General features: G+C 42.4%; 26 protein-coding genes. 13 read left to right on the top strand and 13 right to left on the bottom strand.

What is annotated here, in order from left to right; all coding sequences use genetic code 11:
• Window positions 1-220: 220 nt before the first annotated feature.
• The 3 genes from tkt to NOS7107_RS13475 all read left to right on the top strand — a co-directional run bounded on the left by tkt (window position 221) and on the right by NOS7107_RS13475 (window position 4,058).
• On the top strand, window positions 221-2,233 hold the full coding sequence (gene tkt, locus NOS7107_RS13490) for a transketolase (RefSeq protein ID WP_015113532.1): 2,013 nt from the start codon (window positions 221-223) through the stop codon (window positions 2,231-2,233).
• Between the two features lie 456 nt (window positions 2,234-2,689).
• Window positions 2,690-3,202, top strand: coding sequence for a tRNA adenosine(34) deaminase TadA (tadA, locus tag NOS7107_RS13480; protein ID WP_015113531.1), 513 nt, complete (start codon window positions 2,690-2,692; stop codon window positions 3,200-3,202).
• An 85-nt stretch (window positions 3,203-3,287) separates the two neighbouring features.
• Window positions 3,288-4,058: a 1-acyl-sn-glycerol-3-phosphate acyltransferase gene (locus tag NOS7107_RS13475; protein ID WP_015113530.1), complete on the top strand. Its 771-nt coding sequence runs from the start codon at window positions 3,288-3,290 to the stop codon at window positions 4,056-4,058.
• Between the two features lie 11 nt (window positions 4,059-4,069).
• On the opposite strand, the gene NOS7107_RS13470 is transcribed toward NOS7107_RS13475, so the two are convergent.
• On the bottom strand, window positions 4,070-6,172 hold the full coding sequence (locus NOS7107_RS13470) for a S8 family serine peptidase (RefSeq protein ID WP_015113529.1): 2,103 nt from the start codon (window positions 6,170-6,172) through the stop codon (window positions 4,070-4,072).
• 172 nt (window positions 6,173-6,344) lie between these two features.
• On the opposite strand from NOS7107_RS13470, the gene NOS7107_RS13465 reads away from it, so the two are divergent.
• The 3 genes from NOS7107_RS13465 to grxD all read left to right on the top strand — a co-directional run bounded on the left by NOS7107_RS13465 (window position 6,345) and on the right by grxD (window position 7,828).
• A complete protein-coding gene (locus NOS7107_RS13465; protein ID WP_015113528.1) occupies window positions 6,345-6,938 on the top strand; it encodes a hypothetical protein in 594 nt (197 codons plus the stop codon).
• A 233-nt stretch (window positions 6,939-7,171) separates the two neighbouring features.
• Window positions 7,172-7,408, top strand: coding sequence for a BolA family protein (locus tag NOS7107_RS13460; protein WP_015113527.1), 237 nt, complete (start codon window positions 7,172-7,174; stop codon window positions 7,406-7,408).
• 96 nt (window positions 7,409-7,504) lie between these two features.
• Window positions 7,505-7,828 (top strand): Grx4 family monothiol glutaredoxin, encoded by a 324-nt coding sequence (gene grxD, locus NOS7107_RS13455; RefSeq protein ID WP_015113526.1) that lies wholly within the window; start codon window positions 7,505-7,507, stop codon window positions 7,826-7,828.
• Between the two features lie 326 nt (window positions 7,829-8,154).
• On the opposite strand, the gene NOS7107_RS13450 is transcribed toward grxD, so the two are convergent.
• Complete coding sequence (locus tag NOS7107_RS13450) at window positions 8,155-8,403, bottom strand: DUF6761 family protein (RefSeq protein ID WP_015113525.1); 249 nt, start codon at window positions 8,401-8,403, stop codon at window positions 8,155-8,157.
• A gap of 562 nt (window positions 8,404-8,965) precedes the next feature.
• Between NOS7107_RS13450 and NOS7107_RS13445 the strand changes: the two genes are divergently transcribed.
• Window positions 8,966-9,733, top strand: a complete 768-nt coding sequence (locus NOS7107_RS13445) for a response regulator transcription factor (RefSeq protein ID WP_015113524.1) — start codon at window positions 8,966-8,968, stop codon at window positions 9,731-9,733.
• Window positions 9,734-9,856: 123 nt separating this feature from the next.
• Here NOS7107_RS13445 and NOS7107_RS13440 read toward each other — a convergent pair whose 3' ends face one another.
• From NOS7107_RS13440 to NOS7107_RS13420, 5 genes are all read right to left on the bottom strand, one after another.
• The gene (locus NOS7107_RS13440; RefSeq protein WP_015113523.1) at window positions 9,857-10,627 is read right to left on the bottom strand and encodes an ATP-binding cassette domain-containing protein; all 771 of its coding nucleotides are present in this window, start codon (window positions 10,625-10,627) and stop codon (window positions 9,857-9,859) included.
• Window positions 10,628-10,703: 76 nt separating this feature from the next.
• Entirely contained in the window at window positions 10,704-11,261 is a 558-nt protein-coding gene (locus NOS7107_RS13435) for a hypothetical protein (RefSeq protein WP_015113522.1), read from the bottom strand.
• An 82-nt stretch (window positions 11,262-11,343) separates the two neighbouring features.
• Window positions 11,344-11,781, bottom strand: a complete 438-nt coding sequence (locus NOS7107_RS13430; protein WP_216594403.1) for a hypothetical protein — start codon at window positions 11,779-11,781, stop codon at window positions 11,344-11,346.
• Between the two features lie 35 nt (window positions 11,782-11,816).
• Window positions 11,817-12,278, bottom strand: a complete 462-nt coding sequence (locus NOS7107_RS13425; RefSeq protein ID WP_015113520.1) for a DUF4079 domain-containing protein — start codon at window positions 12,276-12,278, stop codon at window positions 11,817-11,819.
• A gap of 130 nt (window positions 12,279-12,408) precedes the next feature.
• Window positions 12,409-12,786, bottom strand: coding sequence for a DUF1830 domain-containing protein (locus tag NOS7107_RS13420; RefSeq protein WP_015113519.1), 378 nt, complete (start codon window positions 12,784-12,786; stop codon window positions 12,409-12,411).
• 569 nt (window positions 12,787-13,355) lie between these two features.
• On the opposite strand from NOS7107_RS13420, the gene NOS7107_RS13415 reads away from it, so the two are divergent.
• The 4 genes from NOS7107_RS13415 (at window position 13,356) to NOS7107_RS13400 (ending at window position 17,436) form a co-directional block, all read left to right on the top strand.
• Window positions 13,356-14,948, top strand: coding sequence for a photosystem II high light acclimation radical SAM protein (locus NOS7107_RS13415; protein WP_044499959.1), 1,593 nt, complete (start codon window positions 13,356-13,358; stop codon window positions 14,946-14,948).
• Window positions 14,949-15,039: 91 nt separating this feature from the next.
• Window positions 15,040-16,440 carry a DICT sensory domain-containing protein gene (locus NOS7107_RS13410; protein ID WP_015113517.1) on the top strand — a complete coding sequence of 467 codons (1,401 nt, stop codon included), beginning with the start codon at window positions 15,040-15,042 and terminating at the stop codon, window positions 16,438-16,440.
• Window positions 16,437-17,075, top strand: a complete 639-nt coding sequence (locus tag NOS7107_RS13405; RefSeq protein WP_015113516.1) for a pentapeptide repeat-containing protein — start codon at window positions 16,437-16,439, stop codon at window positions 17,073-17,075. The genes NOS7107_RS13410 and NOS7107_RS13405 overlap by 4 nt, the downstream gene beginning before the upstream one ends.
• Window positions 17,076-17,193: 118 nt before the next feature.
• Window positions 17,194-17,436, top strand: coding sequence for a hypothetical protein (locus NOS7107_RS13400; protein WP_015113515.1), 243 nt, complete (start codon window positions 17,194-17,196; stop codon window positions 17,434-17,436).
• 181 nt (window positions 17,437-17,617) lie between these two features.
• Here NOS7107_RS13400 and NOS7107_RS13395 read toward each other — a convergent pair whose 3' ends face one another.
• The 5 genes from NOS7107_RS13395 to clpS form a co-directional block, all read right to left on the bottom strand.
• Window positions 17,618-18,409 carry an Rpn family recombination-promoting nuclease/putative transposase gene (locus NOS7107_RS13395; RefSeq protein WP_015113514.1) on the bottom strand — a complete coding sequence of 264 codons (792 nt, stop codon included), beginning with the start codon at window positions 18,407-18,409 and terminating at the stop codon, window positions 17,618-17,620.
• Window positions 18,410-18,512: 103 nt separating this feature from the next.
• A complete protein-coding gene (locus NOS7107_RS13390) occupies window positions 18,513-18,929 on the bottom strand; it encodes a retroviral-like aspartic protease family protein (protein WP_015113513.1) in 417 nt (138 codons plus the stop codon).
• Window positions 18,930-19,189: 260 nt separating this feature from the next.
• On the bottom strand, window positions 19,190-21,241 hold the full coding sequence (locus tag NOS7107_RS13385) for a serine/threonine-protein kinase (protein WP_015113512.1): 2,052 nt from the start codon (window positions 21,239-21,241) through the stop codon (window positions 19,190-19,192).
• 97 nt (window positions 21,242-21,338) lie between these two features.
• Window positions 21,339-22,169, bottom strand: a complete 831-nt coding sequence (locus NOS7107_RS13380; RefSeq protein WP_015113511.1) for a CPBP family intramembrane glutamic endopeptidase — start codon at window positions 22,167-22,169, stop codon at window positions 21,339-21,341.
• 164 nt (window positions 22,170-22,333) lie between these two features.
• The gene (clpS, locus tag NOS7107_RS13375; RefSeq protein ID WP_015113510.1) at window positions 22,334-22,615 is read right to left on the bottom strand and encodes an ATP-dependent Clp protease adapter ClpS; all 282 of its coding nucleotides are present in this window, start codon (window positions 22,613-22,615) and stop codon (window positions 22,334-22,336) included.
• A 206-nt stretch (window positions 22,616-22,821) separates the two neighbouring features.
• On the opposite strand from clpS, the gene NOS7107_RS13370 reads away from it, so the two are divergent.
• Both NOS7107_RS13370 and NOS7107_RS13365 read left to right on the top strand, forming a co-directional pair.
• Complete coding sequence (locus tag NOS7107_RS13370; protein WP_044499958.1) at window positions 22,822-23,172, top strand: hypothetical protein; 351 nt, start codon at window positions 22,822-22,824, stop codon at window positions 23,170-23,172.
• A gap of 94 nt (window positions 23,173-23,266) precedes the next feature.
• Window positions 23,267-24,412 carry an IS4 family transposase gene (locus NOS7107_RS13365; protein WP_015110984.1) on the top strand — a complete coding sequence of 382 codons (1,146 nt, stop codon included), beginning with the start codon at window positions 23,267-23,269 and terminating at the stop codon, window positions 24,410-24,412.
• Window positions 24,413-24,566: 154 nt separating this feature from the next.
• On the opposite strand, the gene NOS7107_RS13360 is transcribed toward NOS7107_RS13365, so the two are convergent.
• Entirely contained in the window at window positions 24,567-25,736 is a 1,170-nt protein-coding gene (locus NOS7107_RS13360; RefSeq protein ID WP_015113508.1) for a pyridoxal phosphate-dependent aminotransferase, read from the bottom strand.
• Between the last annotated feature and the right edge of the window lie 9 nt (window positions 25,737-25,745).

Raw genomic sequence — 25,745 nt, 5'->3', positions numbered from 1 at the left:
TTGATTAATTACCATAAACTCAGGAGATCCCGCTTGTTCATCGCCAATCGGGAATGGGATGATGAGGATACTGTAGGGGAATACCAATCAGTAAGTCAGTTATCAGTAATGGTAAATTCTATCGTGATAACAGTTAACTGATAACTGTTAACTGTTAAAAACAACCCCGGTAAATGAGAAGCTCATAGAGTGCTAACCCGTCGTTAAAAACAATCTTATTATGGCTGTTGCAACCCAATCCCTCGAAGAACTGTGTATTAACTCAATCCGCTTCTTGGCTGTCGACGCTATAGAAAAGGCCAAATCGGGACACCCAGGGCTGCCGATGGGCGCTGCTCCAATGGCATTTGTGCTATGGGATCGCTTTATGCGGTATAACCCCAAAAATCCCAAGTGGTTCAACCGCGATCGCTTTGTCTTGTCTGCTGGTCATGGTTCTATGTTGCAGTATGCGCTGCTCTACCTGACAGGCTACGACAGTGTCAGCATCGAAGATATCAAGCAATTTCGTCAGTGGGAATCTAAAACCCCTGGACACCCGGAAAACTTTATGACCGCCGGGGTAGAAGTTACCACCGGGCCATTGGGACAAGGTATCGCCAACGGAGTTGGTTTAGCCATAGCTGAAGCTCATCTAGCCGCTAAGTTCAACAAACCCGATGCCAAAATTGTCGACCATTACACTTATGTGATTTTAGGTGATGGTTGCAACATGGAAGGTGTTTCTGGTGAAGCAGCTTCTTTTGCCGGACACTTGGGATTAGGTAAACTCATTGCTCTATATGATGACAACCACATCTCCATTGATGGTTCTACAGATGTGGCATTCACAGAAGATGTTTCTAAGCGTTTTGAAGCTTATGGCTGGCATGTTCTCCATGTCGAAAATGGCAACACCGATTTAGAAGCTATCCACAAAGCTATTGCAGAAGCAAAAGCTGTCACCGACAAACCATCGATGATTAAGGTGACAACAACTATTGGTTTCGGTTCCCCTAACAAAGCCAACACTGCGGGAATTCACGGTGCAGCATTGGGTGGAGATGAAGTAGCATTAACCCGCAAAAATTTGGGTTGGGAACACGAGCCATTTGTGATTCCTCAAGACGTTCTTAACCATACCCGCAAAGCAGTAGAACGCGGTGCAGGCTACGAAACCGAATGGAATAAGACATTCGCTGACTACAAAGCTAAATATCCTCAAGAAGCAGCTGAATTTGAGCGTTATCTAAGTGGCAAACTGGCTGATGGTTGGGATAAGGTGCTACCCACCTATACCCCTGAAGACAAAGGTCTACCAACCCGGAAGCACTCAGAAACCTGCCTCAACAAGATAGCTGCGGCTTTACCTGAACTCATTGGTGGTTCCGCTGACTTAACTCACTCTAACTTGACTGAAATCAAAGGCAAGGGCGACTTCCAAAAAGGACAATACCAAAACCCTAACATCCACTTTGGTGTGCGGGAACATGCGATGGGCGCAATTTGTAACGGTATTGCCTTGCATGGTTCAGGGTTAATTCCCTACGGCGCTACCTTCCTCATCTTCACAGATTACATGCGGGCTGCCATCCGCTTATCTGCCTTGTCTCAAGCTGGGTCGATTTGGGTAATGACTCACGATTCCATCGGTCAAGGTGAAGACGGCCCCACCCACCAACCAATCGAAACCTTAGCTTCCCTGCGGGCTATTCCTAACTTGACAGTGATTCGTCCCGCCGATGGTAACGAAACCTCTGGTGCTTATAAAGTAGCGATTGAAAGATCAAAACAAAATGATCCTACTTTGTTGGTCTTCAGTCGTCAAAACCTCCCCAACTTGGCAGGTACATCAATTGAGGGTGTCACTAAAGGTGGATACACTGTTGTAGATTCTGAAGGTACACCAGAGCTAATCATCATTGGTACTGGTTCAGAATTAAGCCTCGCTGTCACCGCTGCGGAGAAACTCATCGCCGAAGGTAAGAAAGTTCGTGTTGTCTCCTTGGCTGCTTGGGATTTATTTGAAGCTCAAGATGCAGCTTACAAAGAGTCAGTTCTACCTAAAGCTGTCAACAAGCGTTTAGTTGTAGAAGCTGCTTCTAGCTTCGGCTGGCACAAGTACATTGGTACTGAAGGTGATACTGTCACCATTGACCGCTTTGGTGCTTCGGCTCCTGGTGGTGTTTGTTTAGAGAAGTTTGGCTTTAGTGTTGATAATGTGTTAGCTAAAGCTAAACAACTGTTGGGTTAATCGCAACAGCCAACATATTTTCTTAATTTGCTAGGGTGGGTAAATTGCCTGCCCTTTTTTTGTTTTTTATATGACTTACGCATAAAAACGAAAAATCCAGCTTGGGGAGAGAGTGGAGCGACAGCGCAACCCAACATTCGCTGTTCAAACAATAAAAGTTCGAGTTCTGAAGGCGAAGTTTCAGCCTTTTTACTCGAACATTGAGGTCCAGAAGGTAAACTTTGAGGCTTTGAGGTGGAAGTTTCAGGAAATTTTCTGCGTTGGGTGTTGTTGAATGTTAAATTGTCTCGCGCAAAGGCAAGGCGGCTTTTGTTCCTTCTGGTAATTGGACTCCGTTGAGTGGGAAGTAGGAGATTTAGATCCCCGACTTTTTTGAAGAATAGTCTAAAATTATCAAGACTCAAAAACACAAACAAAAAGCGATCGCATTCATTAAACCGTCAAACTAGATTTGATATGTCAATCGAATATCCAGAATATTGGACACACCGCCAATGGATGAGTCGGGCTTTAGAAATTGCCCAAGTGGCGGGAGAGGCGGGGGAAATTCCAGTTGGCGCTGTCATTGTTGATAGTAGCGGAAATTTGATTGCCAAAGGTGAAAACCGCAAAGAACGGGACAAAGACCCCACCGCCCACGCGGAAATTGTGGCGATTAAAGAGGCTTGTCAAAGTTTAAATAGTTGGCGGTTGCATAAATGCACCTTATATGTAACTTTAGAACCTTGCCCAATGTGTGCAGGTGCGATTGTGCAATCACGTTTAGGAAGACTTGTCTATGGAGTGGACGATCCCAAAACTGGCGCAATTCGCACTGTTCTTAACATCCCCGATAGTGCTGCTTCTAATCATCGTCTGCAAGTCTTGGGAGGCATACTAGAATCAGCTTGTCGTCAGCATTTGCAAGCTTGGTTTGCTAATCGAAGACTTCAACAAAAAACTACAGACAGCAGGAAAACTGTCCAATAACAACTACACAATACATGAAAGAGAATTTACGGTTGAACTAATCACTATTTTGTTAACTTGTACTGGGCAATTCGCAGCTACCGACATGATAAAATCTGACTTTTCCAAAGATACGTACGAGCCAAAGCCAACAGCACAGAATTCAGAAAATCATCAGGTGGCTGATGCAGCCTCACAAGTTTCTCCTTTATTAGGGCCGATGGCGTATACGTTGGGACGGCATCTAGTTTTACCTTTGTTCTTTGGCAGAATTACAATCACAGGACAAGACAATATTCCCACAACAGGGCCGATTATCCTGGCACCCACCCACAGAGCGCGTTGGGATGCTTTACTTGTCCCTTATGCTACTTCTCTGATTACTGGTAATGATTTACGCTTCATGGTGACAATCACCGAATGTCAAGGGCTACAAGGCTGGTTTGTGCGTCATTTAGGCGGATTTCCTGTAGATACCCAACATCCGACAATTTCTACCTTAAGGCACGGAGTTTCTTTACTTCAGCAAAGAAAAACCTTAGTAATTTTTCCTGAAGGTGGCATTTTCCGTGATCGCAAGGTTCATACTTTAAAAACAGGAATTGCTCGTCTGTCTTTGAGTGCTGAAATTAATCACCCAGGACTAGGGGTAAAAATTGTCCCTATGAGTATTAATTACAGCCAACCCTATCCTAACTGGGGTACAGATGTGAACATTAACATTGGCAATCCAATTAATGTTGCAGAATTTACCAATGGCTCAATCAAACAAAATGCTAAACGCCTAACCGAAGAATTGGCTAAGGAATTGCAACACCTAAATCATCAAGAAGCAGAAGTGACTAATGGTCAGTGGTCTATGGTTAATGGTCAATAGTCATTTTTCGACTAGTTGCCAATGACTAATTCCCAACTATTTAATCTGCCTGTGTCTTGCGGTGCAGCATCTATCAGCCACAATTGCCAGCGTCCTTGACCAGATAAGGATAGCAGCTGCTTGAGGGCTGGATGCGATCGCACACCATAACTCGTCTGCAAGTTAGTCCGTCTCCCCAAAGTCCGATTCTGTAACAACACTGATTGATTATTCGGAGCGATTAGGTAAATTTCTAAATCACCTAAAAAATCGTGGGTGACATTCACATTCACCTGAATATCTCGAACCATAATAGATTCGTTAATAGCGATCGCACTTTTGACTCCCTGGCGATCGTTGTCAGGAATTCCTACTTGGTTGGTATTACTTAACCGCAACTGTTGGCTAACTGGTGATGCAGTTTCTCGCATTTGCTTGGCCGCTTGGACGGCTTTAGCGGCGTTGACTTTGCCATAACCAAACCACTTAGAATGACCATTACCATCGTAGGTACCGCCTTTTAAACCTAATTGGGGGTCAGCATTAGGGTCAACGATTTTATCAGCCGTTTCTTGTAAAATGCGTTTAACTTGTTGAGCAGTTAAATCAGGATTTGCTGATAAAACTAAAGCCGCCACCCCCGCAACCACAGGCGTAGCACTAGAAGTCCCGCCAAAATTCCCGGTAAAATCGCCTTTTTCATAGCCCGCTGCGCCTATTTGGTCAGTAGTGAACACACCCAAACCGCTAAGATAAGAGGCGATTGCAGGTTGTGTATATACATAACCCTTCGCGGGAAATGACATTCCTGGTGGCGCATTATTACTAGGCGCACACACAGCAATACTATCTCCCCAATTACTGTAAGCAGCTTTTTTATTTAAACTAGTTGAAGCGGCAACAGCCATCACATCAGGATGTACTGCAAAACCACTGAGCCAATCTGTTTTCCCTTGTAAAATTTTATCTGGCCAATTCTGTTCCACCACAGCGCCATTAATGGGACGGTTGGCATTACCAGCCGCAAATAAAATCACACAACCCTTTCCCTTCCGTCCTTTTGTAGCAGCACGAGTAATAGCCGCCCGTTGGCGCAACGACAACGGGAAGTAAACAGCCGAGGCTCCCCAACTACAAGAAATTACACTCGCACCCTTGTCAATTGCCCAGTTAAAAATTTGCTCAACAGATTCATCATCTAAATAACCAGTAGTGCGGATGGGCATGAATGCACAGCCAGGGGCAACCCCAACAATGCCTGCACCATTTTCTTCTGCAATAGCTACCCCCGCACAAGCTGTCCCGTGACTTGTTTCCTTAGCATCAGGTAACGGTAAAAAATCATTTTGTTTTAAATCTCTGGGGGCGACAACTTTACCTGAACCCTGAAAATCCGGGTGATTTAAGTCAAAGGAATCATCCACCACGGCCACAACTACAGAACGCACACCACGAGTAATATCCCAAGCCTTTTCCATTGAGATATGCGAACCTAATACTAAATCTTCACCGCCACTATGATTTAAATACCACTGTTGTGTATAAAGTGGATCACGAGGTTTGTAATGGCTCTCACTGTTAATGATAATGTTAGGTTCAGCGGCTAAAACTTCCTTGAGTCCTTGCAGTTGGTTCGTAATTTTAATTGGGTTTTCCGTGGCTTGTTTGCTAACTAAAAATACGAAAGTGTTAGGTATACCCAGAACAGGTTTATCTTGAATTAAGCTGTACGTGCTGGCTATAGCATTAATTCTGGTAGTTTCTACCCCATCGGCAAATTGAATAGTGATTTGGTCGCCTAAGTAAACAAAAGTGCCAGGATTACTTTTACTTATGTAAACATGGCTGGCAAAGGCTACATTTGCTGCCGCGCGGGCTTGAGCCATAGCTTCATCTAATTCGGCGGGTGCAACTGTCAATAATTCTAGTTGTGCTTGGGAAATACTTCGCTGCCAAATGCCCCAACTTACCTGAGATAATTGTTGAGGTGTAAAATCGGTAGCTGGGCGGATGGTGAAACGGTCGGTAGCTTTTTCTAACACTAATTCTTCACCACCGCGTTGCAAAACAACTCCCAAATTGCTTGCTGGTACACCTGTGGTTGGAAAATCAGAGGAATTGATGCGATCGCTCATAGGGGACGATGGTAATTAGTATACAGAGGCACTGGGAACTCGATTAAACCGATTTTCAGTCTAAAACAAAGAAACCAAGTATATAGCTGTGTTTTGTTTAAAACGAAAACAAAGTTAAGATACCCAAAGTTTCCCGTAGTATTTGTATATATTTGTCACACCAGTTTAATCCATGAAAATAGCTGCAACTGCGCCTTTAATCGGCCTCAGTTCCTTCTCAGTCATTGCCATCTTGAGCTTGCTATCACCTGCAAACGCTCAGGTACAGCTTTATAGCCAACAAGCACAGCCCATCGACCCCAATGCACCTAATAATCTCCGTCCTGCTGCCCAAAATAATAGCCTTTTAAGCATTGAGGGAGGGGAGCGACTGATGAAAGAGGCAGAAGCAGCTGTTTCCGCCCAAAACTATCCCTTAGCCGCCAAAAAGCTCCAAGAAGCTCGACAAGTCTATAATCAGCTATCTAATTTTTATCAAGAACTCAACTCCAGCTTTTCTGGTATTGATCTGAGAGTTTCTGATTCTCAGCGTCAAAGAGCTTTATTAACTGCCCAAAAGCGAGATGAAGCTACCTATCAATTAGCACTAGTACATCGCGCCCAAAATCAGCCAGAATTAGCCGTACCATTATTAATTCAAATTGTTAAAAGTCAAAATCCTACACGAGATTTAGGTAAAAAAGCATATCAACAGCTATTTGAATTAGGTTTTGTTGACACTCCTTATCCTAGACAAGGCAGTGGCGGTTCAACTTCTCAAAAGTAAATCTTGGTTATTCGTCCTTTATCATTTCATTGCTCAAAACGCAGAAGGCTAAATAAAGGATGAATGAAATTTTATACTTCATACTACCCTTCTGTTGACGGAGACGTTATGCGTAGCTGGCTTCCACGAAGTAGTACGGGAAGTCACCCAAAGGGTACCTACACACTTCATACTTTTTCTCTCCCTCCCGAATCTGGTAATAATAGAGAAGTAAGTTTTTTTCAGGAATTGCGATGATTAGTCCGCAGCAGATTGAAGAAATGATCAAGGCGGAACTGCCAGACGCTCAGATACAAGTGCAAGACTTGACCGGTGGCGGAGACCACTATCAAGTAACAGTCGTATCATCGCAGTTTGCAGATAAAGGACTGGTGCAACAGCATCAGTTAGTTTATGGTGCGTTGCGGCAAGCTATGTCAACTGAAGCAATTCACGCCTTGGCACTTAAAACATCTACGCCTGAAGCTTGACAGACAACATTCACTTAGGAAAATCAATAGTTACTGGCGATGTTGAGCATTGACTATTGATTTTTTCATATCAGTAACATAGGAAACAAAAATACCATGACACCGGAACTCAAAGAAAAAATCGATAACTTAGTCCACCAAAACAAAATTTTGGTTTTCATGAAGGGAAATAAGTTAATGCCTCAATGTGGTTTTTCTAACAACGTTGTCCAAATTCTCAATACTTTGGGTGTTCCCTTCGAGACCATTGATGTTCTTGCTGATGGTGAAATTCGTCAAGGAATTAAAGAATATTCCGAATGGCCGACCATTCCTCAAGTTTATATTGATGGTAAATTTGTCGGCGGTTCCGATATCCTCATTGAACTTTATCAAAAGGGTAAATTGCAGGAATTAGTAGAAGTTGCTCTAGCTTCTTAAATGAATTAAGCAGCATCTAGTCTAAATGATGACAAAAAAGCCCCTGATAATGGGGCTTTTTTGATGGACTACGCTTCCCAAAGCAGAAAAATTCCTTAACGGTTAGTAGTAAGTAGCAAATAAAAAATTTCCTGCTTTTTTGATTCAAATCACGATATTAAACACCCCTCAGTAGAATTAACAAAATTACAACGAGTCTGAGGGGATGTTCTTCCCAGAAAAATTTCTCCCAAAATTAATACTACTGCTCACTTGATCAAGACAGATAATATGTTATAATCATCTGCGTCGATCTACGGTTACTTTTAATGTTTAGAGTAAAGACATTAGTAGTAATCGTGTTGTGGTTGTGGTTCCGGAACAGCAAAATTTGAGGCATCGTACAAGTAGCGGCTGGCTTCCTCTTCTAGACGATGAATCAAATATGGCTCGATAGCGTTGCTATTTCGCAGCGCGGCTAGATATCCATCCAAATACATCCGCATATCGTCCATACGATAACCGCGATTCCATAGCTCGACGAAGGTGTCTGTGAGTCTTTGGTAATAGCGGATGGTTTGTGTGTCTTGAAGCATAACTGCTGTTTAGATCTCTTTGGAATGAGAATTGTAAATGATTAACGCTAAAATGTGAAGTGCTACTTTCGCCTTTTTTGCGTTTTTGGCATATAACTTATGCGAATGAATCTGCTTTGATCTGCCCCCTCCAGCAGCTACAGCGTATTTAGATCCTATTCCAGAAAACTGGGGAATTAATTTTTTAGTAATTGATTCTTATGATTTCTTCTTGCAGCAACCTGATGTTTATGGCTGAGTTTAAACTTGAACAAGCTGAATACTCAATCCACAGCTAGGCTGAAGGACGATTTAACTAGTGGGCATTAGTTTGAGTAGCAGTTCTTGGTAAAGTTACATTTTGCTAAAAGCAAGATGATTGTTAAGAAGAACTTTTGATAAGTCTAACAAAAATTTAAGAAGATTACTAATTAACCTTGGAAATAGGCTTAGGTTGTAGATATTGCCAACATTTCTGTGAGTAAATATCAAACGAATTCCGATTAGAAGTAGCAAAGGCTACAAAACCTTGAGCATGAGCTTGTTACTTTGAAAGTCATCAACGCTAAGGGGTCTTACCGCCGTGGGTTCGGTTTGTATTGAAATCGTTGAGGGGAATCCCCATCTAAGGTCGTTGCTGGGTTGGCACTTGCAACAGTTGGAATATAGGGTAAATCAAGCTGCCAGCATTTATCAAGCAAGGGAAGTGTTTTTAACCCATCAACCTACTCTAGTTATTCTAGATGCGGATCTGCCTGATGGAGATGGTATCGAGTTTTGCCGTTGGTTGCATCGTCAACAGCAGCCTTTAATCTTAATGCTGTCTGCACGTAGCAATGAAGCGGATGTTGTTGCAGGACTAAAGGCGGGAGCAGATGATTACCTCAGCAAACCTTTTGGAATGCAAGAGTTCTTGGCTAGAGTTGAGGCGTTAATTCGCCGCAAACGTACGCCTACTGCACCAGCATACCTGGACTATGGCAGTTTGCAGATTGATTTAGTGCAACGTCGCGTCCGCTTTCAAGGGGAGTTTATTGATTTAACGCCCCAGGAATTCAGTTTGCTGTATGTGTTGGCGCAAGCTGGCGGAGTTCCTTTATCTCGCTCAGAATTGCTGCGGCGTGCTTGGCCAGATGCAATTGACAACCCGCGCACAATTGACACTCATGTTTTGTCGCTACGCAAAAAAGTAGAACTTGATCCCCGCCAACCTAGTTTGATTCAAACTATTCGCAATGTGGGATACAGATTTAACATGGAAATTTTGAATGCTAATCTTCCCCAATCACAAACAAAGTTAGCAAAAGAACGGTTTAATAATCAACGTCCAACAGTAACTACTCAACGGTAATGAAGCAGAAGGCAGAAGTTTAAAAAATTACTGTCGCTGACATTTACGCTTTCAAAATGTTCTGGTATGTGCTTCAACTGCTGTAAGTTTTGTGTTTAGGGTGATTTATCAAATAAGACGTTTTTAAATCCATTCCTCTGCGGCTTGGGTTTGTGCCTTTATCAAACTTGTTTGTAAACTAGCTAGGTCTACCTCTGAAGCTGGTTTATCTGCTAACAACTGTCCTTGGTGCAGATGTAAAAGTCTTGTATAAAACATCTGGGCTAAGTCTAACTGGTGATTAACCATCAAAATTGTAGTTTGCTGGGTTTGAACTAGTTGAATCAAGATTTGCATCAGATGAGAGGCTGTACCCGCGTCCAAGGCGGATGTTGGCTCATCTAATAGTAAGATTTTGGGTTGGATAATTAAAGCACGAGCGATCGCAATTAATTGCTTTTGTCCAGCCGAAAGTTGTACCTCCGTCCTTCCCAAGCAATCATCAGGAATTTGCAATTGTTCCAGCCAATGACTAATTCGTTGCTGAATTGTCGCTTTGGGCAAACCGCGCAGAACTAAAGGATATTCCAAGGCCTGCTGGACTGTCATCCCCAGTAGCTTTGACTCTTGCAACACCAGTGTCACCATTTGGCGCAGTTGAATGGCAGAGATTTGGCGATATTCTTGATTGTCGAGATAAATTTTACCGCTGCTGGGTTCAGTCAAGCAGTTGATTAAGCGTAGTAGTGAGGTTTTGCCAGCACCTGTTACGCCGACAATAGCAATTCTTTCACCGGGGAATACTTGGAAAGTAATGTCTTGTAAGATGGGGTATCCCTGGTGATTGCTTTTTAGTTTGGTAAATAGATTAACTTGTTCAAACCTGAGTTGGGCTGGTGATGTGAAATTATCCACAGTGTAGAAATATATAATTTTTTAACACTCATGCAAAGGCGCAAAGAATTTTTTCGTCTTTGTGTGAGCCTTTAATTTAAGATAGTGTCAAAGCTGTATTAATAGTCCAAGCATCGACTAACAGCAACAGTAATGTAAATCCGAATAGAATCGCATACATCCAAGGTTGTGATAAAGGGCGAACATCTGTGGTGTCTATACCTGTTTTGGCTTGTACTATGTTGACTAAACGGGCAAATCCAGCCACTCGCATCGGTAATAAGTAAGCTTTAGCATCTTTGCTGACGAAATAATAAACTAGTCCGCCTTGTCCAGTAGAACGGGGTTTGATTTCTTTAACATCAGACCAAGGTAAAGTCCAACCTTTACGAAAGAAACGCGGAACCCAAACAGGGTAAGTTACCTGAATTTCTTGGTCATTCACAATTACTCTTTCCGTTAATACGGCGTATAAACCAACGAAGCCGAGAATAATTCCTACCCAGAGTAATGACGGTGGTGTTGGTGCGGCTGTTGCTTGGGCTAAAAATGGCAATGGTACTGTGAGTGCTACATATAAACTCAACAGGGTAATCCGAATCAACGGAGATAGGCGAAATATAGTTGTAGAGGTATTAGCTGAGTTGGCTGTCACGGTTCCATTAAGATTGTTGCTTTCAGTTTTATCCTAACGGGACTTAGACAAAAGTTGAGTCAAAATTTAGCCCAAACTAGCTTTAGCTAGGATTTGATAGTAGATTACGTATGTTTTCAAGAATAGTACGTAAATATTTTCCAGTCCTTCTATCTGCTGATGCGGTAGCTAGTGTAAGTGGACAGATGGGTGTTGGTTTTTCCTCAAAGCCTGTTAGAATTGGCACTCCAAAGTAGACGAACTTCGGATCATCTAATTGAATATCCCAGCGACCGCCCAGCGATTTACGAAAAGTTTCTCCAATGTAACGAGCAACTCCATCTACAAGACGAGATTGATCTGACTCCAACATTGCAGGAGTATTTGGATATTTGTCAAGTATCCACGCTTCAAGAGTGCTTAAAGAAGAGGGGGAGAAATCGAGCTTTTTCTTTACTTGTGGTGGCAGAATTGCCAAAAATCGCTCAAGTGCGTCATCCATATCCATCAGCCACCATTGAAAATCGTTATGCGTTGTCAATGCTGTCCTGTTCATGACTCTGTTATCCCTGGACTCTAGGGTAAATACTTTTGTACCACAGTCCAGCCAGTCCAGGATACCCAAGCAAAGGCGGTGCAGAGAATGATATTTACGGTGATGTGTAAAGTTCTGACCCAAGGTCGTCTAGGACTAATTTGAGTTGCACTGACAGCAGATAGTAAAACTAAGAATACTACTATTAGCCCAGCAATTAGGTGTGATGAATGTCCTAAAGAACCAAAGTGGCCTAATGTGCCGATAATCCCGATCGCCAATAACAATAGCACTAAACTCACCATACTGATGCCCATTGTATAGTGGAGCGATCGCACTCCCTCACGACTCACAGGGAATCCGGGAAAGCTTGGCAAAGTCTGGGAAGTTCTCGCTTGCCACATCCATATACCGGTGACAGCTAATAGCAAATATGCTAATAGGGATAATCCCATCGACCAAGCGGCTATTTTCCACAGCCAGATAAAAGAGGGTAGGTGCATAAATTTGGGGCTTGTGGGTGTCGGGGACGAGTAGAAATGACTATTGACCCTCCATAACAATAGAAAAGGTTGCTGATATCAGCAACCTTAAATTTTTTTGAGCAAATTTTTTATTTTAATCAAGCAATGATTAACCAGCGATTGTTAAAGGTTTTGTGGTATCTTCCCTTTTGGTATTAATTGACTGGACTATGGGTTTTTTACTGATAGGGTCGAGAGTAACTGAGTCGGTATTAAAATCACTACTGCTTGGTTCGTGAATTGCCAGGCGATCGCACGGAATTGTATCCGATAAAATTGCACTAGCCATCATCCCCGTATGAATCTCCATGTGAGCTTCTGGTGGGGCTTCAAAAACGAGGCGCTGCCCAGGAAACACAACCCTTTCAAAGTACCAGTTAGATATGTTAGAAATGCGAGCTACCTGGATTTTGCTTGTTGCATTGATGTAGCAGCAGAGAATCTTCCCCGATTGCTCAGGTGGTAGAGAATCTAGTATTTGAGCCATAACTGCCGAGGAGCTTTACGCCAAACATTGTATATTACACCAGCCCAGACTAACACCGCCTGATCCCCAGTTGCTGTAACTCCGACTACCAACTGAAAATTTCTACGTTATTTCTATCTAAAGGTATGTTCAAGTTATGAAAAATTTATAAAATAAATTCATTTTGAAAAAAATTATACACTATTAAGTAAAGTTTTTAATTGTTTTCTTTGGTAACAAATTTGTCTTAGATATTAATTAACCACAAATTAGAGTAGGTGGCATCTACCTCTAGCTCGTATCTTTCATTTTCATAAGTTTCTGTCTTGTTGTATCCCCAAAGAGATAGCAAGGGATCATCGCTTAATGATTAAACTCAATGTTATGGTAAAGATATATGAACAATTTATTCATAAAACAATCTCTCCTGCTTGATGTCTAGCAAATTTAGCTATTTCCGCCATTCCCAACCGGAAAAATATAAAAGCATACAGTTGCTGAAACGTCAAACTAGATTGTCATAAATAAGACTAGCCAAAACCAAATTTCTCAGCTAACAATATCTCTCGCTTTCTTTAAAGAATGGCAAGATGGAGGTTAAAACACCGATGATCGAAAATCGCATTCTCTACGTTCGCCTTCCTTGTAACCCCATCTTTCCCATTGGGGTAGTTTATCTTTGTGATCATGTCCACAAGCTATTCCCGAATATCGAACAGCGGATTTTCGATTTGGGAACAGTCCCACCGTTAGACTACGCTGCGGCTTTAGATAGCTGTATCAATGAATTTAAACCGACACTACTAGTATTCTCTTGGCGAGATATTCAGATTTATGCCCCAGTTGGTGGACGTGGCGGAAACCCACTGCAAAACGCTTTTGAATTTTATTACGCCAAAAATCTGCTGATTAAACTACGTGGTGCATTGGGTGGTTTACGCATCTTCATTGCTTACTACGTCGAGTTGTGGCGGAATTTGGGATTAATCAAACGCGGTTTAAACCGCGCCCAAAAATATCACCCTGATGCGCGTGCAGTGGTTGGCGGTGGTGCAGTTAGCGTATTTTACGAACAGTTGGGTAAAAGCTTACCTTCAGGAACAGTTATTTCTGTAGGTGAAGGCGAAACTCTATTAGAAAAACTGCTAAGTGGAAGACAAATTAGTGATGAACGCTGTTATGTAGTGGGAGAAACTAAACCACGCCAACGGCTGATTCACGAACAACCTACCCCACTACAAAAAACCGCTTGTAACTACGACTATATTGAAAAGGTCTGGCCAGAGTTTAACTATTATCTGCAAGACCAAGACTTTTATATCGGTGTCCAAACCAAGCGAGGTTGTCCGCATAATTGCTGCTATTGTGTCTACACCGTGGTGGAAGGTAAACAAGTACGGATAAATCCCGCAGCTGAAGTTGTGGCGGAAATTCGGCAATTATATAATCGCGGTGTACGGAACTTTTGGTTTACCGATGCTCAATTTATCCCAGCGAGGAGATATATCAATGATGCCATAGAACTATTACAGGCGATCGTTGATTCGGGGATGACAGATATCCATTGGGCAGCATACATCAGAGCCGACAACTTAACACCCGAATTATGTGAGTTGATGGCAAAAACTGGGATGAACTATTTTGAAATCGGTATTACCAGCGGTTCTCAAGAACTGGTACGCAAAATGCGGATGGGTTATAACCTGCGGACTGTCTTACAAAACTGTCGAGATTTAAAAGCCGCTGGGTTTAACGATTTAGTTTCCGTCAATTATTCCTTTAATGTGATTGATGAGCGTCCCGAAACTATTCGCCAAACCATCGCCTACCACCGCGAACTAGAACGCATCTTTGGTGCAGACAAAGTTGAACCAGCCATTTTCTTTATTGGACTCCAACCCCACACCCATTTAGAAGAATATGCCTTTAAAGAAGGGATTCTCAAACCAGGGTACGATCCTATGAGCTTGATGCCGTGGACAGCTAAAAAACTGCTGTGGAACCCCGAACCGCTGGGTTCTTTCTTTGGCGAAGTCTGCTTACAAGCTTGGCGACAAAATCCCAATGACTTCGGACGGGAAGTTATGAAGATTTTAGAAGAAAAGCTAGGTTGTGCCGATTTAGAAGTAGCACTCTCCGCACCAATCGAAAAGAAGGAAACACAATTAGCAGGTGTATCCTAGCAGAAACATCAACAAACGAGGTTAGGGACAAGGGAAAATAAGTTCTAACCCCTAGCCTCTAACCCCTAGCCTCTTATAAAACTCCCAGCCCATGTTAGAAGGTTCAATTTTACAACAACTGGAAACATCCCATCGCCATAGCACCAGACCAATTCGGTTTGGGGTGTATTATAAAAACACTTTAGTTGCTTTGTGTCATGCTCTAGAAGACCACATTCTAGCTGATCAGGGTCAGCCCTTAGTAATTACAGCTTTCCAGCGGGGGAAATGGTATTTACAAGAAGCTGAAAGATATGCAGACATAGCAAAGTTTAGTCGGGAAATTGCGATCATGGCATCACCCGATGCAGGCTTTGCGGAACATTTTACCAGCCAATTACCGAATGTAGATTTAGTAGCATTAGATTCCGCTGATCCAGTGGCGCAGGAATGGCATTTGATTATTTTGTCGCCAGAGTACACAGCAATGGTGCTTTGTCAAGAACTATCGGAAGCTGATTATGGTGTGGGTGGATTACCAGATTCCGACTTAGAACGGAAATTCTATGGGTTGTGGACATTTGAACCAGAATTAGTCAAAGAAACCGCAGAATTAGCGATCGCGCATATTCAACAATACAACCCAGCACTAGCAGCAAAACTCACAACTCACAAAGAAGCATTTCAGCCTCGTCTGGCTGCACCAGAAGACTTAAGTACAGTTGTCTCTCGCGTAGTTGATTACCTGCAAACTGGGCAAGAAAGCTTATCTATTCCGACAGCACCGCGTCAACAAGCTTTAGATCGCAACTTAGTTTCTAACGAAATTCAAGCATTTTTGCGGATGGCGCAGTTGATAGATATTGCCGATATCAACAACCCAATGGCAGCTGCGGAAGTTGTCGCCCTGTCCGAAGCAATGGGACAATTGTTAGAACTACCAGCTTGGCAAATCAAAAGATTGCGGTTGGCAGGTTTGTTACATCGCATAGATCCCTTACAAAAAGCCGAAAGCGTTCTGACTCCCGGAACATCCAACCGTTACCCAGAAGAACAAGCCCCCAGTTGTCCTTTAACCTGTCCTTTAGTACCTGGGGCGCAGGTATTACGAACTATGTCCAGACTCCGGGCTGTGGCTCAAATCATCACTCACCAAACGGAGTGGTGGAATGGTACAGGTGAACCCGCAGGTTTAGCTGGCGATGAAATTCCCTTAGAATCGAGAATCTTAGCATTAGTCGCCGAGTTTCAATGGCGAGTCAATCAAATTAAATCATCTAATCAAAGTCGGGAAGAAATATTTGCTCAAGCTTTAGACCAATGCCGACAGCAACAATCAACCCGCTTTGACCCTAAACTAATAGATGCCCTAACTTTGTTAGTCATGGGTTTGCAACAAGGACTTGACTTACCCGTGATGACAAGCAAAGCCAGCAACGGTATGTGGTTACTAGATACTCGCTGGGATAGCCATAGCAAGAGTAATGAGGAGATTGGTAGTTACCCCACATGAATATAGAAGCCATTAAATCAGGAACCCTCAAACAACTCCCAGGAATAAACTTAGAAGATGAAGAACTTGATCAACTTGATTTAAGCCGCATTAATCTTGCTGGCGCTACCCTTGTTGGTACTAATTTTCGGGGTTCCAAACTCGAAGGTGGGCATTTAGAAGGAGCCAATTTAATGGGGGCGAACCTGCAAGAAACTGACTTGCGGGCGAACCTCATGGGAGCCAATTTAATGCAAGCCGACTTAACCAGTGCTGACTTGCGTGGTAGCAATTTACGCGGCGCTAACTTGATGGGCGCAACCTTGAGTGATGTATCATTAGCGGGTGCTTTTTTAAGTGGCGCGAATTTGATGAATGTCAACTTACAAGGCGTTGACTTACGCAGTGCTGACTTACGTGGTGCTAACTTGAGTGGCGCAAACCTCAAAGGCGCAGACTTAAGCCGCGCTGACTTGCAAGGAACATTGTTAAGTGAGGCGAATCTTGAAGAAGCGGACTTACGGGGTGCGAATTTAGCAGGAGCAAGTTTGACAGGGGCTAACTTATTGTGTGCAGAGTTAGAAGGGGCAAACTTAAGCGGTGCTAAATTAGATAAGGCTTGTTTGGTGGGGACTGTAATTGAGACACAGGTGTAAATATTGCAAGAATTAGCCTGTTTTGCGCTTGCCAGAAGCAAGGGTAAACGGTTGGTTAAAATCATCAATATCAAAAACCACCTATGCCTTTTATTTGTGTTTTTGAGGACTATCCAGAATGACACCCGTCGCCGCACAAGTAGCCATCACAGCAATCATTCCCATGTTAACCGCTATTGGAAATCGGCAATGGGAACAGTTCAAAAAACTGGAGGCAGATTTTGTATCCCAGTATGGAGTAGAGGTATGGCAAGAAGTTTTTAATTTCCGTCTCAAGCCAGCACTGGATAAAGATTCTGACAGATGGCTACTTATCCAGTGGTGTAGTGAAGGAATTATCTCAGTCAAAAATGTAGCGTAGGTGCGATCGCTGTTTCATCATCCCAGTTTAAGATGAAAAACTGTACCTAAAATAGCGATAATCAATCAAGAGCGATCGCCATGTCATGTAAAAAGTCTCTAAAATATAATTACCGCAGAGATTTGACGTATTTCTATAACAATATCGGCGAGAAAAGAGACTTTTTTACTAATACCTTGAGCTATTGATTGACGGATTTTTGCTGTGCTACTTGCTGGACTTGTGTAACATCTAAGTCTAACGCCTGCGCTATCTGTTCTAAGGTTAAACCCAGTGCCAAAAGCTTAGGTACAGCTTCTAATTTTGCTTTTTGTTCACCTTCTTCTTTAGCTTCCTGATAAACTCGTGTTTGCTTCAATTCACTTAAACCAAACATTGCTTCTATCTCCTCTCGACTCATTTGTGGAAATTTATAAACTAGGATTGTCTCTATTAATTCTAGTAACTGTTTTTGTGGTAGTTGTAAATTAACGGCTTGCTGGGTGCGGTTGATTAATTCCCTAGCGGTGTTAATTGCTGTATCTTCCCCTTCAATTACTAATTTTATCGTAGCAATGCCTAGCGGTAGTGATGCAGCAGTGCCTAATTCATTTAGGTAAAGTATACTGATACGCTCGCTTTGGAATAATTCTATGAAATGTTCTTTATCTCCGATATCTATATCTCTGCTGGGATAAATCACTACTCCTCGCCAAGGATTTTTGGGTTTATTTTGGCGTAAGTATAAAGCAATCTCTGATATTAGGCGTAAGTAAATATCTGCATCTGGTTGAAATTGGACTTCAACAAAATAAATCGGGCTTGCTTCATCTTGGGTGGGCAGAAATACACCATCAATTCTAAAGGCTGTTTGTTTAATTTCAACTGAAGCAAATTGATAGATGTTGGCAATTTCGTGAGGATTGCCAATTAGTTCAAAGAATATAGCAGGGAGTTCTTGAAATAGGCGATAAAATATGCTGTCAGTTTTCACGCAGAGGTTTAAGCAGATTTTTGACTATAGTGATTTTACCATTAGGATATCTGTGACGAATTAGTGGCGCGGCAATTATTTCAGTTTCACCAAAGAATGGCTTTCACTTAATTATGGCAACTGGATAATCAGGGTGTTCTGGATTAGGAATTAATCTCTGGTTTCTGCAATCTACCAGTAAATCTATCTGTTCTAAAACCACTTGACCAATTAATACTTCATTACCAACAACTAATGCTTCTACTACTGTTTCACGTCCTTGGCACTCAACTATTATAGGCTCAGTAACTCCGATTGTTTCTTCACTACCATTTGCATATTGAGCGACACGTTGACCTCTAATTCTTAATCCTAGCTGTTCTACTATCTGTGGTGGAATAACTAAGGAAACTGCACCTGTATCTACTAATCCTTCTGTTTCACATTCGAGCAAAAGTCCCAGTGCTAGGAGTCCTCGACTGACTAAGGCTTCATCTATGGCATTTTTTAACTTTAGTTTGACGCGAACTGAACCCATCATTGTTAAAATAATAATTTATGATCTACTATTGTCTATGCTAACTCCTAGTGTGGATTCGAGTGTAGACGCGTAGCGGCTTGTCATTTGATATCGCTTGGCATAGATCCAGATAATTTTGATTAATCGCTTGCTAGTACTTCTCCATCCCTCAAAGAGTCCAGACAGAGAATAATCAGAATTAATCATGCTGTGTTGTTGGTAAATTTTACTTATTTTTTGTGTCTTCAGCTAAATACTCAAAACTTCTAACTCAGCACTCACTACTTTAGCCGCCAAATTTTGATGGTTTTGTCATCACTACCACTGACAAGGGTTTTGCCATCTGGGCTAATGGCGACGGAAATAACCCAATTAGAATGCCCAGTGAGGGTGCGGATTTCCTCTCCGCTTGCCAGATTCCACAGTTTGATAGTCTTGTCATCACTACCACTGACAAGGGTTTTGCCATCTGGGCTGATGGCGACGGAATCAACCAGTTTAGAATGCTCTGTGAGGGTACGGATTTGCTCTCCGCTTGCTAGGTTCCACAGTTTGATGGTTGTGTCAAAACTACCACTGACAAGGGTTTTGTTATCTGGGCTGATGGCGACAGACCAAACCCCTTCAGAATGCCCAGTAAGGGTGCGGATTTGCTCTCCGGTGGCAAGATTCCACAGTTTGATGGTCTTGTCAAAACTACTACTGGCAAGGGTTTTGCCATCTGGACTGATGGCGACGGAAAAAACCAGTTCGGAATGCCCTGTGAGGGTGCGGATTTGCTCTCCGGTGGCGAGATTCCACAGTTTGATGGTCTTGTCATCACTACCACTGGCAAGGGTTTTGCCATCTGGGCTGATGGCGACGGAACGAACCAGTTCAGAATGTCCTCTGAGGGTGCGGATTTGCTCTCCGGTTGCGAGATTCCACAGTTTGATGGTTTTGTCCTCACTACCACTGGCAAGGGTTTTGCCATCTGGGCTGATGGCGAAGGAACGAACCAGTTCAGAATGTCCTCTGAGGGTGCGGATTTGCTCTCCGGTTGCGAGATTCCACAGTTTGATGATTTTGTCACCACTACCACTGGCAAGGGTGTTGCCATCTGGGCTGATGGCGGCGGAATTAACCGCCTCAGAATGCCCTATGAGGGTTCTTTGTAATAAAACTCCGCTTGGTATGCTAGCGATTAAAGATATAGGATTAGTTGGAAACAAGCTATAACGAAAATAACCATATATTTGAGTTCCAATTATTGGAATAGCAGCACCCACCAAGAATCTTGTTCTCCAATTAGTATTTTGTCTAGATGCCTTTTGTAGCGCTACTTTTGGCTTTACTGGTGCTGGCGATATTCCAGTTTGAGGCTGATGGGGCAATGTAGCAGGGAATGGTGATGATGATTGAGTTACAACTACTGGCTGGGTTGGGTGTACTAGTGAAAGTGATGGTAACGGTGAACTAAAATCCTGTAAAACTTCTTCAGCAGATTGGTAACGTTGCTGATAATCTTTTTGCAGTAACTTATCAAGAATCTTCTCCAATTCGCTGCTTTGTGGTTGTTGCAAATGCTCCCGCCAAGAAGAAACCCACCCATAACCTTGTTGTTCCGACATTATCCAAGGGTGAATTCCACTCAGTAAGTGAAAGCAAGTTGCACCAACACTATATAAATCACTTGCTGGATAAGCTTTACCATCCTGCATTTGTTCCAATGGCGCATAACCTGGGGAACCAATTATTGTTCCTGGGTTAGTGGTAACTGACATGGTGAGTTGCTTGGAAATCCCAAAATCTATCAAGACTAACTTGCCGTCAGTGCTGCGACGAATGATATTTTCTGGTTTGATATCGCGGTGAATAACTTTGTGCTGATGAACCGTTTTCAGGATATTTAATAAATCAAGCAAAACTTCCGATATTTTTTCTGCGTTGAAAGTTCCCTGTTGTTTTAATTCAGCTAATAAATTCTGCCCGTTGATAAACTGCTGCACTAAATACAGATTATTTTCTTCTTCAAAGTACGCTAACAGCGTGGGAATCTGCGGATGTTCTCCTAGTTGTTGCAGTCGCCTTGCTTCTTGCTCAAATAGTTCTGTAGCTTTATTTATAGCCGCAGTTCCCTGTACTCGCGGCGCAAATTGCTTGATCACACAATATTCATTCAGCTTGTCTAAATCTTCTGCTAAATAGGTTTTCCCAAATCCCCCTTTTCCTAGTAATTGAATTGGGCGATAGCGATTTCTCAGCACTACCAAAGGAAATCGGCAGTTAGCGCAATAGGTTGTGGATTCAGAATGGGGTGGGTTGTGGCAAGCTGGATTTAGGCAGCAAGTCATGATTATGCTTTTATGGGCGATTGTAGTGATTATCGCTTAAATACAACCTACCCTGAGTAAATACCGCAAAACAATATAATTTTTAAGTTTAATTTTATCAAAGGTGCGATCGCTTCACTTGCCTACCCATCCATACCGCCAAAATACTCATCAAAAATAACCCCATCATCCCCATTAAAGGATTTTGATATACTCCCGTCACCCAATCAGGCACTACACCTGTATATTTAATTAATCCGCCGACATTAATAATGTAGTAGCCGCCAACTAAACCACCATGCAAACCAATTGGTAAACCTAAACGTCCCCTACGCCAACGCTTCGCCCATACCTGCGTTAACCCCAAAACTACTAAAGCCGGGAACTGGGGTAGAGTTTGAATAATTGCCTCTAATGGTTTAATGAAATGCAAGGTAGCAAAGACAACAGCATCCGTCCATAGTGCCACAGGTTGGCTGTAATCACGTTCTAATTCATCAAGTAACCAGCCACGAAATAATAATTCTTCGGCAAATCCAACAGCCCAGCCAACAATTAAACCTTCTATGACTATTTTTAATAAAAAAACTTTGGGCTGTTGCCATACCAGCCAGCCTAAAAGACTTTCTATGCCAAAAAGTAGCCAAATATTAGTGAACCCTATAGCCAAACCACGTAACCAATCTATTCCATTGTGTCGTGTAGTTTCTAAACCATAATGCTGCAATATCTGAGGTTGCTGGTAGACATATTTACCCCATAGTTTTAATAGAAAAATAAATTCTGCATATAGCAAAACCATTGTCAAAATACTTACTAAGTTTTCATCACGCACTAGTAAGTAAATTGGTGCAGCAAAAGGCAACCATAACGCCAATAACATTAAAATAAAACAACCTAGCCGAATAGGGGCAGGGAGTTGAGCTAAACGGACAAGGTTGTTTTTCATACTAATTAGTTTTTAAAACCAATCCTGGGCGATTGAAATCGCGGCTATACAAACAAAGTCCGCCTGCGCGGACTCACTTTAAATCAAATCTTTCCAACCTGCGGAGACAGGCTTTGTTCTTGTAGGCACTTTTAGTTTTTAGGCAGGATACATTGGACAAATTACTATTCATCAGGTTCAATACTGCTGGATAAACCGTGGGTTTTCAATGTTTCACAGTAAAATTCAGCGTGTTCTAGAGCGCAGGTAATGACTAAAGCTAACCCGTTTGTATGGGCTTCCATCATGATGCTCACAGCTTGGGGCTGAGTGAGACTCGGTACTGTTGTTAATAATACTTGCACCACGTACTCCATCGAGTTGTATTCGTCGTTATGGAGCAAAACGCGATACCGAGGGGCGAGCTTGCGGGATGTGGAACTCTTCTCAATGGTTTCGACTGACACGGCTCTTTGCTCTTGTTTCGATGATTTACTACAACGGAATGCCTATTGGCGATCGCTTAACAGCTTAACAGTTATTCACTTATTTTATAACATTTAATTTCAAACTCCCTCTTACCCAAAGGTTTGTTCTCCAGACTAGCCCATTCTCCCAATTACAATGAGAAAAGCTACAAAACTAACTTTGCCATCGCCCTAGCTACATGATTATGGATACACACCCAGAATTTCAACCAGGACAAATTGTGTCTTTAGAGTATGGTGACAACAATTTGTACGCGGAAGTGATTGAAGTTGTTATATCTCGTCAGTTGTGTTGGGTGCGTCCTTTATTTCTGGCGAACCATACTCAAGAACTCCCAACAATTACCGATTTGCGAGACGCATCTGATTTGCTTTGGCCTATCCAGTTATTTCGCCCTGCTTTAGATACAGAAGTTATTACGCTGTTGAGTCAGGTTTTAGTCAAAGAACCAAAAGGCGAACCAGACTTAATTGCTAAACAGCAATTCCATCAATTTATTCAGCAGATTTGGCAATGTCGAAAGCTGAAGGGGTGACAAAGCGGCTGAAGCCAAGAAAATAGAGGAGCGTGACCGTTTTGGGGTAAAAAAAGATAGGTCAGGTATTCTCAACAAGACCTATCAAATGATAATGTTACCTAAATTCTACCAAAACTGCTTTCAAAATGTACTGACACCCGCACAGTACAAGATGCTAGAAATCTTACTAATGCTATTGCAATTTCATAAAACTGTGACAATTGAGAAACTAGCAACAGTATTTCCACAACCGATAAAATTTGAAAGTCGGAGGCGGAGTATACAAAGATTTTTACTACTACCTCAGTTGTCGATTCCATATCTGTGGTTTCCCCTGCTCAAACGATGGGTGAAAAATAGTCTGAAAAGAGGAGAGAAACGGCTAATATTTGCGATTGATAGAACACAATGGCGTTCACAAAATGTATTTGTAATTAGTTTAATAGAACAAAAAAGAGCAATACCTGTGTACTGGCTATTGTTACCTAAAAAAGGATGTAGCAATTTGGGAGAGCAGAAAAAATTAATTCGTCCACTATTGCAGTTATTTAAGGGATATCAAATGCTGGTACTGGGAGATAGAGAATTCCACAGTATAAAACTAGCAAATTGGTTACATAGCAAGGGCATTGACTTTGTATTGCGTCAGAAACAAGGTACTTATATTCGGCAAGAAAACCAATCACACCAACGCTTACAATCTTTGGGATTAACTCCTGGCATCTCGTTTTTTTTGACAGGGATTCAAGCAACTAAACAGAAAGGGTTTGCCAATTTTAATCTCGCCGGATATTACAAGCGCAAATATCGTGGAGTTGTTGAGCCTGCTGGCTGGTTTTTATTAACTAACCTTGATAGTCTCAAAGATGCCATTAAAGCATTTAAGTTGCGGAGTGGTATCGAAGCCATGTTTAAAGATTGTAAAACTGGGGGGTATAATCTCGAATCTACTTATGCTGATGGTCAACGTTTGATAGCACTGATTTTATTAATTGCTATTGCCTATACTTGTGCTATTTTAGTTGGTCGTAATTCTCGCTCCTCTGGACTACAAAAATATGTTGGTCGTCTGAAGGAGTTACAACGATTGCACCGCCGACATAGTGCTTTTTGGATTGGTTTGTATGGTCAGTTATGGGTAGGGGCAATGGAATTTTGGGCTGATTTAGCTCATGAATTGATGCGCCTCAAGCCCAGTAAACTGCCATATTTTCAACAAGGTCTACGGGCTATGACTCTTATCCAGTCTGCTTTATAACTTTTTTGTCACCCCTTCAGTGTCGAAAGTCTGAAGTCTGAAATTTTGGACTTCAATGTTTTATGATTTGGGGATATTTAGCTCACGCAGAGTCACAGAGGCGCAGAGAGGTAAAGGAGTTCAGGAAAGCCAAAATTTAAGACTTCATACTTTTTTAGTAGTGAATACCAGCATCCTTCATTCGCCCAATGGCTTCTTGCATTCGTTCTTCCGGGATAGTTAAAGCAATGCGGAAGAAACCTTCACCAGATGTGCCGTAACCGCTACCTGGAGCCACCATAATGCCGCATTTGTCAAGTAACAAATTTACAAATTCCGCCGAAGAATAGCCAGCAGGAACAGGAACCCAAACATAAAGGGTAGCTTTTGGCGGTTGAATTGGCCATCCTAAAGATTGCAAGCCTTTGACAATGATGTCGCGACGATTTTGATAAACAGACATCAAAGTTTGTAGTTCAGCTTCTGAAGTATTGTAAGCTGCGATCGCCGCTTTTTGAATTGCCTTAAACACTCCCGAATCAACGTTGGTTTTAACCTGTCTTAAACCTTGAATACCCAGCGCATTTCCCACGACAAAACCAACCCGCCAGCCTGTCATATTGTAAGACTTAGACAAACTGTGAAACTCAATGGCGATATCTTTTGCCCCCGGTACTTCCAACACACTCGGCGGATTGTAGCCATCATAAGCCATTTCTGAGTAAGCATTATCATGACACAGCAAGATATTGTACTGCTTACAGAAATCAACTAATTCTGCAAAAAACTCCAGCGTTGCGACTCCCCCAGTCGGATTATTTGGGTAGTTAATCCACAAAAGCTTGGCTTTTCGGGCAATTTCTTGAGGAATCGCGCTCAAATCTGGTAAAAACTGATTTTCTGGTTTTAGTGGCATCGTGAAAGGCTCACCATCAGCAAAAATGGTAGAAGTGCGATACACAGGATAACCAGGATCAGGGATGAGTGTATAGTCTCCTGCCTCCACAAAGGCTAAAAAAGTATTGTGTATCGCTTCTTTAGAACCAATAGATGCTACTACCTCTGTGTCTGGATTTAACTCAGTTACCCCAAACCGACGTTCCATCCACCTAGCAGCCGCCTGACGAAATTCTTGCATACCTTCGTAGGGCGGGTAGTTATGGGTAGCAGCGTCATCAATTGCCTCGTGCATTATCTGGAGAATGTGTGCAGGAGTCGGTTTATCGGGGTCGCCTACTGCCATATTAATGATGTCAACTCCCTCCTCGACGAGTTTTTCTCGTTTACGATTAATTTCAGCAAAGAGGTAGGGAGGAATTTTTTCTAGGCGTTTAGCAAGGTGCATAGCGACTTA

Source organism: Nostoc sp. PCC 7107 (assembly GCF_000316625.1).
Taxonomy (GTDB): Bacteria; Cyanobacteriota; Cyanobacteriia; order Cyanobacteriales; family Nostocaceae; genus Nostoc_B.
Note: the sequence above shows the minus strand (reverse complement) of the source record. Positions and strands in the feature narration are given on the sequence as shown.